Here is a 13,390-nt window from a genome sequence, read left to right as displayed (position 1 = left end):
ACCTCTTCTTTTATTATGACTCTATTATATGAAATATCTTTACTTAAAGCAAGGGTTTTATATGTAAAAAATTTACAAAACGCTTATATTCCTTTTATACTCTCACTCTCGCCTCTAAATAGTGTAAAATAAAAGGTAAATACTATAATTCTTATGAATCGAGGAAAAACATCATGGCACAAAGTGGATTTTCCAGAATTCGTTCGTTTAGAACTCAATTAAACGGTTCGGATGCTAAAATTGCTGATTTTATCTTAACGCACGAAGAACAAGTACAAAGTATGACAATTCAAGAAATGGCCAATGCAACTTCTCTTTCGACCGCGACCATTTCACGATTTGTAAAACGTATTGGCTACAATTCCTTCCGTGAATTTTCATTGAGCTTAGCCATTTCAATGCCTAATGATAATACTTTCTTTGGTGAAATTAACGAAGATGATGATACCCATCATATTATTAAAAAAGTATTTTCAGGAGCACAAAATGCACTTAGTTCAACCTTAGAGGTTCTAAATGAAGATAATATCTCCACGGCCGCTAGTTGGATTTCTTCTGCAAGAAAAGTTGGCTTCTTTGGGATCGGTGGTTCTTCATTAGTTGCCTTCAATGCTTACCATAAATTTTTAAGAACCCCCATTGACGGTTTTCAGCATCCGGATTACGATATCCAGGTCATGGAGGCTGTTCGGATGACAAACAAAGATGTCGCAGTGGTGATTTCACATTCTGGTCGTAATCATGATACTTTGTCTGTCATGCAACATTTACAAGCTCACGGAGTAAAAATTATCGCTATTACAGCTTTCCCAAATTCTGAATTGGCCAAAAATGCAGATTTAGTACTATCTAGTGCAGCTGAAGAAGTTAATATTCGGAGTGAGTCAATGTCATCGTTGATCGCTCAACTAACAATCGTTGATACCCTATTCACCCTCGTCGGGGTTCAAATGGGTGATAAAACAACCGCTGTTTTGAAAGAAATTCGTCAGGCCATTGATCAAACTCGTGATTAAATCAAATAAAAAAGCTATTAATGCACCGAAATGTATCAACATTCAGACGGCCTTAATAGCTTTTTTATTATTTATTTTTTCCCTTGATAAAAATCAGGGTGTTTTTTATGCCAAACCAGATAAAACAAAGCCAAGACAACAATATATCCTGCCCCAACGATAATCGACAAACGTGTATCTGGGTTAATAGCCATAAAAATTAAAATAATACTTAATGCAATAAGTGTGAAGTAATTAGAATATGGATACCATGGCATCATTAATGGATGATCTATCATTTGATGCTGATTTGCATGCCTAAATCGCAATTCACTAATCACAATTACAAACCACGGAACCATTCCCGGCAAAACAGAAGAACTATAAACAATCACAAATAACTTTGTTCCCATATTACTAAAATTTTGTAAAAAAACATTCATAATAATTCCAATTAAGATCCCAAAAGAAATTGAAATAATTGAAACATATGGAACTTGATGCTTCGATAATTTAGCAATTGTCTTAGAAACAAATCCATCTTTACTTAATTTAAAAAGCATTCGGCTTGATGAATAGATACCCGAATTTGCTCCTGACATGGCAGCTGTCAAAACAACAAAATTAATAATAGAAGCTGCCCCAGCAATTCCTACCTTGGCAAACGTTTCTACAAAAGGCGAACCAATTTGCCCAAGTTGATTCCATGGAAAAATTGTGACGATCATAAAGATGGCACCTACATAAAAAATCAAAATACGGTAAACCACAGAATGAATAGCTTTAGCGATAGCCGCTTTAGGTTCTTCGGCTTCACCTGCTGTAATTCCTAAAACTTCAATCCCTTGATATGATCCCGCAATAATGGCTAGTGAAAACATAAACCCATTCAAACCGCCTGTAAAGAAACCACCATGTTGCCACAAATTTCCAAATCCAATAGGTTGACCATGATTACCAAATCCAAATAAAATCATCAACAATCCCATAATAATCATTAAAACAATCGTAACAACTTTTATCATCGCAAAATAATATTCTAACCGACCAAATGCTTTAACAGAAACGAGATTAGCCAGCGTTAAAAATATTAAAACAACCAAACCAGACGTCCAACCTGGAACAGATGGAAACCAATAATTAATATAAGTTCCAACAGCAATAACTTCAGAAATACCAACCACTACATATTGAAATATATTACTCCAAGAAGTAATCCAACCAGCTATCGGATGAATATAGTTTGTTGCATAATCCGCAAAGGAACCAGTAGTAGGATTAATATAAAGCATCTCACCCAATGCTCTCATAACTAAATATAGAATAAACCCCATCACAGCATATGCTAATACTACAGATGGTCCGGTCCAGGCGATAGTTGAGGCAGACCCCATGAACAACCCTACTCCAATTGTTCCACCCAAAGCAATCATCTGCATTTGCCCAGATGTTAATGAGCCTTTTAAGCCCATTTTGTTTGAATCACCTTTATCTTTTTCCATTTGACCTTCCTCATTTCCATATAAAAAACCCAATCAGTGCTAAAGGCATTGATTGGGTTGCTCTAAATTATCTAATTTCAGATATCCAAAAACTCCCAACCATTTAAATTGTGGTTTAGGTGGTGGTATTTTTAATTTTAACAAGTTTATTTTGTTGCATGATTAAATTCCACCTTCCTTGAATAGTTTCATATTATCACTACTTAATTGCGAATACAATAACCTTATTAGTATTAGATTATTTTTATTTTATTTCAAAATAGATCATTTTTATTTATATCTATAAAAGTTATATAAAAATCATTTTAATTATCTGAACGTGAATAACCATTTTTCATATTATTTGAACGGGCCATTAAAACTTGATCCATTAAGGCTTCTAACTCTTCTTTGATTTCATTCGCAAATTTTTGATTAGCCAACTCTAAGTCAGCTTGTGGATCACGATCCACAACGTGAACATGTTGATGTGCCATCCCAAGAGTATTTAACTGATAACGCTCAATGAATGGAATAATTTCACTGTAATTCGCATCAGCCATTGCTGCAACCAAGCGATTAGCCCAATAATAAGACTCACTTGTCACACGCAATGTAGTATCTCTGAAGTATGCTGGAATATCTTGAACTTGTGTATAGATAGGAACCAAGGTAGCAAAAGGCATGCTTGAATAAGCAAGCCACTGTAAAGCCATTTTATCTTCTGGCATATTTGGCCGCAGTTGCAATACACTTAACTCACAATTTCGGTTAATTCCAATTGGCCGGAAAAGATTTCGTGTTGTTTCATCGCCTAATTGGCCATATGGATCATATTCTGTTCCTTGATAATGACTACTCATTATCATATGAACATCTTCAATAGTTATTTTATGATCAGGTTTTTGAGCAAAGGGAATATCATCATCCATAGGCTCATGTTGCACCTGTGGTGTAAGCATTTTTTGAATAGACCAAGCACGTGGCGTATTATACACATGATCCATTTCAGTATGTGTTCCAAACATAATTCTAGAATTAAATTCTTCGTCAATTTGAAGTTTATTTTCTTTGATAAATCCAATCATATCTGCAGACGCCATAAAATTTTCAGTATCGTCTAAATCAAATGCTTCAATTCCACGTTGATTTGGAACTGTTACATACATATTATCAGGAACTCGTTGAGCTAACCAATGATGTCCACCGACAGTTTCCAAGAACCATATTTCATTGACATCAGAAAAAGCAATTCCGTTCATTTCATAAGTTCCAAATCGCTCCAGTAAGTCTCCTAAACGTTGAACACCATCGCGGGCAGAATGAATATACGGCAGCACTAACGTCAACATATCCTCTTCACCAATTCCGTTCTCCACAAGAGGATCAGCCCCCAAGACACGGGCATTTGTCGTAATTGTTTCAGTAGCTGACATTGCAATATTTTCAGCATTTATTCCAGCTTCACCCCAGACACCATGATTTTCATCCACATCCGGTGTAGCTGTGTACCGCATTGGATTATCAGGTAAATCGATCTCTACTTTTGATATCTTAGCTTGATAATGTCTTGGTTGATCCTTTGGATTGACCACAATCATCTTTTTAGCATTGAACACGCCATTCGGGGAATCTTCAGTTCGAGCAATAATAGTTGAGCCATCTGCACTGGCCCCTTTACCAATTAAAATCGTCGTACAAGCTGTTGGTTCGTAATTCTTAATCATAAAAATATACCTCCATCATATTGACTTCAATTATACTCTTTTACTGAAATTTAAATTAAAATAATCTTAAAAACATGTTCGTGGATGAATACAAGATATCTTTTAACAATAAAAAAAAGACATTAGTTAGTTAACTAATGTCTCGAATTTATGCCGACTGGGGGATTCGAACCCTCGACCTACGGTTTACGATACCGTCGCTCTACCAACTGAGCTAAGTCGGCATGTCCGTCAGCAAAGCTGAATTACAACTCCGAATGTCGGGCTCGAACCGACGACAGCACGATTAACAGTCGTGTGCTCTACCAACTGAGCTAATTCGGAATAATGCGTCGCGACTTCCTATCCTCGCAGGAGGCGATCCTCCAACTACTTTCGGCGTGACTGAGCTTAACTTCTGTGTTCGGGATGGGAACAGGTGTGACCTCAGTGCTATCGTCACGACACGTATTAAATTGTTGAGAGTTAGTTCCCTCAAAACTGAATCATATATTTATAAATTTTAACAATACACCTTGAACCACCACGTCGTATTCAACTTGGTTAAGTCCTCGAACCATTAGTACTAGTCCGCTCCATACCTCACGGTACTTCCACTTCTAGCCTATCTACCTCATCATCTATAAGGGGTCTTACTTCTTTCGAATGGGAAATCTCATCTCGAGGCGAGTTTCACACTTAGATGCTTTCAGCGTTTATCTCATCCGTACATAGCTACTCAGCGATGCTCCTGGCGGAACAACTGATACACCAGTGGTACGTCCACCCCGGTCCTCTCGTACTAAGGGCAGCTCCTCTCAAATTTCCTACGCCCGCGACGGATAGGGACCGAACTGTCTCACGACGTTCTGAACCCAGCTCGCGTACCGCTTTAATGGGCGAACAGCCCAACCCTTGGGACCGACTACAGCCCCAGGATGCGATGAGCCGACATCGAGGTGCCAAACCTCCCCGTCGATGTGGACTCTTGGGGGAGATAAGCCTGTTATCCCCAGGGTAGCTTTTATCCGTTGAGCGATGGCCCTTCCATGCGGAACCACCGGATCACTAAGTCCTACTTTCGTACCTGCTCGACCTGTTAGTCTCGCAGTCAAGCTCGCTTATGCCTTTACACTCTGCGAATGATTTCCAACCATTCTGAGCGAACCTTTGAGCGCCTCCGTTACCTTTTAGGAGGCGACCGCCCCAGTCAAACTGCCTGCCAGACACTGTCTTCCACCACGATTAGTGGTGTGAGTTAGAGTGATCATACAACGAGGGTAGTATCCCACTATTGCCTCCATCGAAACTAGCGTTCCGATTTCTACGGCTCCTACCTATTCTGTACAAGCTGCACAAGCACTCAATATCAAGCTACAGTAAAGCTCCATGGGGTCTTTCCGTCCTGTCGCGGGTAACCCGCATCTTCACGGGTATTTAAATTTCACCGAGTCTCTCGTTGAGACAGTGCCCAGATCGTTACGCCTTTCGTGCGGGTCGGAACTTACCCGACAAGGAATTTCGCTACCTTAGGACCGTTATAGTTACGGCCGCCGTTTACTGGGGCTTCAATTCGCACCTTCGCCGAAGCTAAGCACTCCTTTTAACCTTCCAGCACCGGGCAGGCGTCAGCCCCTATACGTCATCTTTCGATTTTGCAGAAACCTGTGTTTTTGATAAACAGTCGCCTGGGCCTATTCACTGCGGCTCAGCTTGCGCTGAGCACCCCTTCTCCCGAAGTTACGGGGTCATTTTGCCGAGTTCCTTAACGAGAGTTCACTCGCACACCTTAGGATTCTCTCCTCGACTACCTGTGTCGGTTTGCGGTACGGGCAGGTAAACACTAACTAGAAGCTTTTCTCGGCAGCGTGACATCATGGACTTCTCTACTTTATTTCGATCCTCATCATCACTTGTTCTTAAAGGGATAAGCATTTAACTACTCCCAAAACTTGTGATTTAACCCAGCACTTCCAGTCGCTGGGATCCATTAGCCTTCTGCGTCCCTCCATCGTTCAAACATGTTCACCTGGTACTGGAATCTCAACCAGTTATCCATCGACTACGCCTTTCGGCCTCGCCTTAGGTCCCGACTAACCCTGGGAGGACGAGCCTTCCCCAGGAAACCTTAGTCATTCGGTGGACAGGATTCTCACCTGTCTTTCGCTACTCATACCGGCATTCTCACTTCTATGCGCTCCACCAGTCCTCACGGTCTGACTTCATTGCCCATAGAACGCTCTCCTATCGCGCCACTTACGTGGCACCCGTAGTTTCGGTGGTGTGTTTAGCCCCGGTACATTTTCGGCGCAGAATCACTCGACTAGTGAGCTATTACGCACTCTTTAAATGGTGGCTGCTTCTGAGCCAACATCCTAGTTGTCTATGCAACTCCACATCCTTTTCCACTTAACACACACTTAGGGACCTTAACTGACGATCTGGGCTGTTCCCCTTTCGACAATGGATCTTATCACTCACTGTCTGACTCCCGGACATACGTAATTGGCATTCGGAGTTTATCTTAATTTGGTAACCCGAGATGGGCCCCGCACCAAAACAGTGCTCTACCTCCAATACGCTACATTCCGAGGCTAGCCCTAAAGCTATTTCGGAGAGAACCAGCTATCTCCAAGTTCGATTGGAATTTCACCTCTACCCACACCTCATCCTAGCATTTTTCAACATGCACAGGTTCGGGCCTCCAGTGCGTCTTACCACACCTTCACCCTGGACATGGGTAGGTCACCTGGTTTCGGGTTTACAACTACATACTATGTCGCCCATTTCAGACTCGCTTTCGCTACGGCTCCGGTCTTTCCACCTTAACCTTGCATGTAATCATAACTCGCCGGTTCATTCTACAAAAGGCACGCCATCACCCATTAACGGGCTCTGACTTCTTGTAGGCACATGGTTTCAGGAACTTTTTCACTCCCCTTCCGGGGTGCTTTTCACCTTTCCCTCACGGTACTGGTTCACTATCGGTCACTAGGTAGTATTTAGCCTTGGGAGATGGTCCTCCCAGATTCCGACCGGATTTCACGTGTCCGGCCGTACTCAGGATCCTACACGGGAGATTGTACGTTTTCGTCTACAGGGCTATCACCTTGTTTCGCGTGGTTTCCCAACCACTTCGACTAACATACAATTTTGTAACTCCACAACGGTAGTCCTACAACCCCAAAGTGCAAGCACTTTGGTTTGGGCTCTTCCGGGTTCGCTCGCCGCTACTGACGGAATCGATATTTCTTTCTACTCCTGTTGCTAATGAGATGTTTCAGTTCACAACGTCTACCTTCAACTAGTCTATATATTCAACTAGTGATAACTTGCATAACAAGTTGGGTTCCCCCATTCGGAAATCTCCGGATCAAAGCTTACTTACAGCTCCCCGAAGCATATCGGTGTTAGTACCGTCCTTCATCGGCTCCTAGTGCCAAGGCATTCACCATGCGCCCTTAATAACTTAACCGATCAACTTTCGTTGATGATTCAAGCTTGAGTATGCGACCTAACGGTCGCTTGCGATTACCACAATATAAATATTGTGATGAACTAATTAAAAAACTCAAAAAATAACGCGGTGTAATTCACTGTCAATCATCATTGCGATGATCAACTATTGATTTACTCGGTTCAATTTATATTGTATTCAATAAAATTGAAATTTTTAAAATTTATATATATGATTCAGTTTTCAAAGAACTAATTTAGTATCTTTCGATACTATGGGCCTGACAGGACTCGAACCTGTGACCTCTGCGTTATCAACACAGCGCTCTAACCAGCTGAGCTACAGGCCCAATAAATTAAATTGAGTGTAAAACACTCAAAACTAAATAACGTTTCAACGAATATGCAGGTTTCCGATTTTCCTTAGAAAGGAGGTGATCCAGCCGCAGGTTCTCCTACGGCTACCTTGTTACGACTTCACCCTAATCATCTGTCCCACCTTAGGCGGCTGGCTCCTAATAAAAGGTTACCTCACCGACTTTGGGTGTTACAAACTCTCATGGTGTGACGGGCGGTGTGTACAAGACCCGGGAACGTATTCACCGCGGCGTGCTGATCCGCGATTACTAGCGATTCCGACTTCGTGTAGGCGAGTTGCAGCCTACAGTCCGAACTGAGACAAGCTTTAAGAGATTTGCGCACCCTCGCGGGTTGGCGACTCGTTGTACTTGCCATTGTAGCACGTGTGTAGCCCAGGTCATAAGGGGCATGATGATTTGACGTCATCCCCGCCTTCCTCCGGTTTGTCACCGGCAGTCTTGCTAGAGTGCCCAACTAAATGCTGGCAACTAACAATAAGGGTTGCGCTCGTTGCGGGACTTAACCCAACATCTCACGACACGAGCTGACGACAACCATGCACCACCTGTCACTTTGTCCCCGAAGGGAAAGCTCCATCTCTGGAGTGGTCAAAGGATGTCAAGACCTGGTAAGGTTCTTCGCGTTGCTTCGAATTAAACCACATGCTCCACCGCTTGTGCGGGTCCCCGTCAATTCCTTTGAGTTTCAACCTTGCGGTCGTACTCCCCAGGCGGAGTGCTTAATGCGTTAGCTTCGTCACTCAAGGGCGGAAACCCTCGAACAACTAGCACTCATCGTTTACAGTGTGGACTACCAGGGTATCTAATCCTGTTTGCTACCCACACTTTCGAGCCTCAACGTCAGTTACAGTCCAGAAAGCCGCCTTCGCCACTGGTGTTCTTCCATATATCTACGCATTTCACCGCTACACATGGAGTTCCACTTTCCTCTACTGCACTCAAGTTATCCAGTTTCCAAAGCAATTCCTCGGTTGAGCCGAGGGCTTTCACTTCAGACTTAAATAACCGTCTGCGCTCGCTTTACGCCCAATAAATCCGGATAACGCTTGGAACATACGTATTACCGCGGCTGCTGGCACGTATTTAGCCGTTCCTTTCTGGTAAGATACCGTCACACATTGAACAGTTACTCTCAATGTCATTCTTCTCTTACAACAGTGTTTTACGAGCCGAAACCCTTCATCACACACGCGGCGTTGCTCCATCAGACTTTCGTCCATTGTGGAAGATTCCCTACTGCTGCCTCCCGTAGGAGTATGGGCCGTGTCTCAGTCCCATTGTGGCCGGTCAGTCTCTCAACTCGGCTATGTATCATTGTCTTGGTGAGCCATTACCTCACCAACTAACTAATACACCGCGGGACCATCTCTTAGTGATAGCAAGACCATCTTTTAAACTAAAACCATGCGGTTTTAATTATTATACGGTATTAGCATTTGTTTCCAAATGTTATCCCCTGCTAAGAGGTAGGTTTCCCACGTGTTACTCACCCGTTCGCCACTCATTGCAATGTTGAAAATCAAATCTGAACAAGTTCTTCATATCATTTCAACCACAATGCGTTCGACTTGCATGTATTAGGCACGCCGCCAGCGTTCATCCTGAGCCAGGATCAAACTCTCAATTTAAAATTGAAAAGCTTGAGTATAACTCAATCTTTTTTTGTTGTTGTTTAACAGTTGTTAAACGAATTTACTAGCGAAATTGACTTCGCAAATGTTTGTATCTTCCATATTATAAACATGAGACACACCTGCACATTTGTTTCATCGAAACGTTATTTAGTTTTCAATGTTCTACTCATTGCCTCTCACGAGACAACTTAATTAGTATATCAAGTGGCTGATTAAATGTCAACAACTTATTATATTTAATTTCATCAACTTAACAACGAAATACTCGTTTGCCCTTAGCCGACTTAAATAATATACTCCATTTCACATTAAGCGTCAATAACTAATTTTATTTTTTTAATGATCAGCACCAAACTGGCTTCTTAAATCCTGTTAAATCAAGTATTTTAAGCGTAAAAACATGAAATATTTATTTTAGTATCAACAATATTTTTATCCACATAGTAAGAAATAAACATAATAAAAAAGGCTAACAAACATAATAAAAAAGGCTAACCTTATAAAGGTTAGTCTCATTAATTTATCGTATTAACGCATTGTTGGGAACAATAAAACATCTCGAATCGTATCAGTATCGGTTAATAGCATTACCAAACGATCAATCCCAATACCAAGACCTCCCGTTGGAGCCATTCCATATTCAAGCGCCTCAATGAAGTCTTCATCAATACCTTCTGCTTCATCATTTCCTTTGGCTGCTTCAGCTGCTTGGGCTTCAAAACGTTCGCGTTGATCAATTGGATCATTTAACTCAGTAAAGGCATTTCCATATTCAGCCCCCATGATAAAAATTTCGAATCGATCAGTAAAGCGTTCATCATCAGCATTCTTTTTAGCCAATGGTGAAACTTCTACTGGATGTCCATATACAAAAGTAGGTTGAATTAATGTCTTTTCAACAAATTTCTCAAAGAATTCATTAATAATATGGCCTACGCCCCAAAAACTCTCAACCTTAATATCATTATCAACCGCCAACTTCTTAGCTTCATCCAAGCTCATTGGTTGCCAGAAGTCAATTCCTGTTTGCTCCTTAATTAAATCTACCATATGTTTACGCGCAAAAGGCTTTGCCAAATCTAATTGAGTACCTTGATAGGTAATCTTTAAATCATCTGATACTACCTTAGTAGCGGCCTTAATGATATTTTCTGCTTCAACCATGACATCTTCAAAATCCCAGTATGCAGCATAAGTTTCCATAGTAGTAAATTCAGGATTATGCTTAGGATCCATCCCCTCATTTCTGAAGACACGCCCAATTTCATAAACCTTTTCCATTCCACCGACAATTAACCGCTTAAGATGTAATTCCAATGCAATCCGTAGATACATATCAATATCTAAAGCATTGTGATGGGTGATAAATGGACGAGCTGAAGCTCCTCCGGCTGAATTTTGTAGAATAGGTGTTTCAACTTCAATAAATCCATCACCATCCATGTAACGTCGGATAGCTGAAATGATCTCTGAACGCTTTTGAAAACGGCTGAATGAATCTTCATTTGCAATCAAATCCAAATAACGCTTCCGATAACGTGTTTCAATGTCATTTAGGCCATGAAACTTATCTGGTAACGGACGCAAAGCTTTCGTAAGATGTGTAATCGTTTGTACATTAACTGATAACTCGCCAGCTTTAGTTTTCATCATTGTTCCAGAAAAGCCTAAAATATCACCAAGATCAGATTTTTTCAATAACTCATACGCATCTTCTCCTACAATTGGCTTTTGTACGAAAATTTGAACAGATCCTGTCCGATCTTTGATGTTAGCGAAAGTTATTTTCCCTGAACGACGCTTTGTCATCATCCGGCCAGCAATCTTCACTGAAATTTGTTTCTCTTCTAATTCATCAATATCAACGTCATCATAAGCTTGATGTAATTCACTTGCATGATGGGAAGCTTCAAATCTTTGACCAAAAGGATCAATTCCTTGTTCCTTTAATTCTGCCATCTTTTCACGACGTACAACCATTTGATCATTTAAAGATAGTTCTTGTGCTGCCATTAATTCTTCCTCATTTCTTTTATTTTTGATCCATAATATTTTGCAATTCTTCAGTGTTAAACTGAATTTTATTTCCTGTAAACCGATCTACAATTTCAGCTCCTTGATCGTCTTCGACCATTTCTTGGAGTTGATCGTTATTTAAAGTTGCTAACATTCTTGCATACTCTCGTTTAGTTAAGTCAGGATACAAACTAACTTCTTCAGTTGATAATTGCTTTAAATTATCATTACCAAAAATTCGTTCCAAGATACCAAAGGTTCCTTGTCCTTTTTGTAGTGTTTGGTTAATCTCTGGCATATTTTCAACAGCCTGATAAAAACGATCCAAAGCTTCTTGTTTTGCATCGGGTAATGCTGAAACAATAAAGCCACCTGCAGCATGGACCTGTTTATTTTCGTCAACGGCAACATCAACCATCACTAATGAAGGAATTTGCTCAGAAGTCAACATGTAATAAGTAAAATCATCATCAATTCGGCCACTAGCTAAAGCAACTGAACCAGTAAAAGGTTGAGATTCTCCATCCATTTCCTTAGTGACACGCAAAAAGCCTTCTGTTCCAACTGCACTAACAATATCAGCAGTTTGAACTTGTGGATTTGTTACATACCCGCGCACTAATCCAGTGGCACTAGATTCAGTAACAATTTTACCAGCTGGTCCATTTCCTTCAATAGTAACCGCTAAACGTTCATCACCTTTTAAGATTGCATTTGAAACTAATAATGTGCTTAATAAAGCTCGACCCAATAAATTAATTCCCATAGGGGTCGCTTGGTGAAATGAAGCTGCCTGTTGAAGCATCTCCGTTCCATCAATAGCAATCGTACGGAAATTATTATCTTTCGTGATTGCTCGTACAATTGTATCAGCCATTCATTTTCTCCCATCTATTTTAAAATGTCTTATTAATTTTACCATGCCTATCCTAATTATTCCGAATAATCCTTTATAAATGTAAAAGAGCCTTAGTTTAATTAAACTAAGGCTCTTTTTAAAAATTAATGTTTGCGTTCTTTAACTTCAATTTCATCTCCACCAACAATTACAATATCAGCAGTATTAAGGAATAATCCGTGATCGACAACTCCAACTTCCTTTGATAAGTAATCTGATAAGCGTTCTGGACTATCCATCCCATCCAAGTGTAGGTCTAGAATATAGTGTCCACCATCAGTCACCAAAGTTTTACCTTCTTGATCTAAACGTAGTGTAGGATTCAAACCATCTTTTTCAAATTTACGTGCTAGTTGTCCGCTTCCATAAGGTACAACTTCAACTGGCAATGGGAAAGTTCCCAAAACCGGCTTAACCTTACTTTGGTCAACAATCCAAATATTTTTAGTTGAATTCTTGGCAACAATCTTTTCCATTAATAAAGCAGCTCCGCCACCTTTAATTCCATTTAAATAAGTATCTACTTCATCAGCCCCATCAACAGTAACGTCAATATGGTCAACCTCGTCGACATCGACAATTTTCATTCCTAGTTCTGCTCCGCGAGCAGCTGTTCGGTTAGAAGTCGTAACTCCTGTAAAATTAATCTTCTTTTCGGCCAAAGCGTCTAAGAAGAAAGCCACTGTTGATCCAGTTCCTAATCCTACAGTCATTCCTTCTTCAATATATTGAGCCGCAAACTCAGCAGCTTTTTTCTTATTTAAATCTTGTGCATTCATGGTTTTGAATCCTCTATTTTCTTTATTTTATCTTTAGTTCATTAT

At 40.6% G+C, this 13,390-nt stretch carries 6 protein-coding genes, 3 tRNA genes and 3 rRNA genes; 1 reads left to right on the top strand and 11 read right to left on the bottom strand.

Annotation, left to right across the window (positions count from 1 at the left end):
• Positions 1-173 precede the first annotated feature (173 nt).
• Positions 174-1,016 (top strand): MurR/RpiR family transcriptional regulator, encoded by an 843-nt coding sequence (locus JC2156_RS00385; RefSeq protein ID WP_006844865.1) that lies wholly within the window; start codon positions 174-176, stop codon positions 1,014-1,016.
• 71 nt (positions 1,017-1,087) lie between these two features.
• Here JC2156_RS00385 and JC2156_RS00380 read toward each other — a convergent pair whose 3' ends face one another.
• The 11 genes from JC2156_RS00380 to rpiA all read right to left on the bottom strand — a co-directional run bounded on the left by JC2156_RS00380 (position 1,088) and on the right by rpiA (position 13,345).
• Complete coding sequence (locus JC2156_RS00380; protein WP_006844864.1) at positions 1,088-2,497, bottom strand: amino acid permease; 1,410 nt, start codon at positions 2,495-2,497, stop codon at positions 1,088-1,090.
• Between the two features lie 305 nt (positions 2,498-2,802).
• Complete coding sequence (locus tag JC2156_RS00375; RefSeq protein ID WP_006844863.1) at positions 2,803-4,203, bottom strand: C69 family dipeptidase; 1,401 nt, start codon at positions 4,201-4,203, stop codon at positions 2,803-2,805.
• 151 nt (positions 4,204-4,354) lie between these two features.
• Positions 4,355-4,427: transfer RNA gene (locus tag JC2156_RS00370), tRNA-Thr, on the bottom strand.
• 27 nt (positions 4,428-4,454) lie between these two features.
• Positions 4,455-4,527, bottom strand: a tRNA-Asn gene (locus JC2156_RS00365).
• A 5-nt stretch (positions 4,528-4,532) separates the two neighbouring features.
• Positions 4,533-4,649, bottom strand: a 5S ribosomal RNA gene (rrf, locus tag JC2156_RS00360).
• Between the two features lie 93 nt (positions 4,650-4,742).
• A 23S ribosomal RNA gene (locus JC2156_RS00355) occupies positions 4,743-7,657 on the bottom strand.
• 257 nt (positions 7,658-7,914) lie between these two features.
• A tRNA-Ile gene (locus tag JC2156_RS00350) sits at positions 7,915-7,988 on the bottom strand.
• Between the two features lie 77 nt (positions 7,989-8,065).
• Positions 8,066-9,646: ribosomal RNA gene (locus JC2156_RS00345) — 16S ribosomal RNA — on the bottom strand.
• Together the 16S, 23S and 5S rRNA genes with 3 tRNA genes alongside form the textbook arrangement of a ribosomal RNA operon.
• A gap of 534 nt (positions 9,647-10,180) precedes the next feature.
• Positions 10,181-11,665, bottom strand: a complete 1,485-nt coding sequence (gene lysS, locus JC2156_RS00340; RefSeq protein ID WP_006844862.1) for a lysine--tRNA ligase — start codon at positions 11,663-11,665, stop codon at positions 10,181-10,183.
• 19 nt (positions 11,666-11,684) lie between these two features.
• Positions 11,685-12,545 carry an Hsp33 family molecular chaperone HslO gene (locus JC2156_RS00335; protein ID WP_006844861.1) on the bottom strand — a complete coding sequence of 287 codons (861 nt, stop codon included), beginning with the start codon at positions 12,543-12,545 and terminating at the stop codon, positions 11,685-11,687.
• 125 nt (positions 12,546-12,670) lie between these two features.
• Entirely contained in the window at positions 12,671-13,345 is a 675-nt protein-coding gene (rpiA, locus tag JC2156_RS00330; protein ID WP_006844860.1) for a ribose-5-phosphate isomerase RpiA, read from the bottom strand.
• Positions 13,346-13,390 lie beyond the last annotated feature (45 nt).

The organism is Weissella koreensis KCTC 3621, from assembly GCF_000277645.1.
The sequence above is the reverse complement of the archived record's forward strand: the minus strand, read 5'-3'. Positions and strand labels throughout refer to the sequence as shown.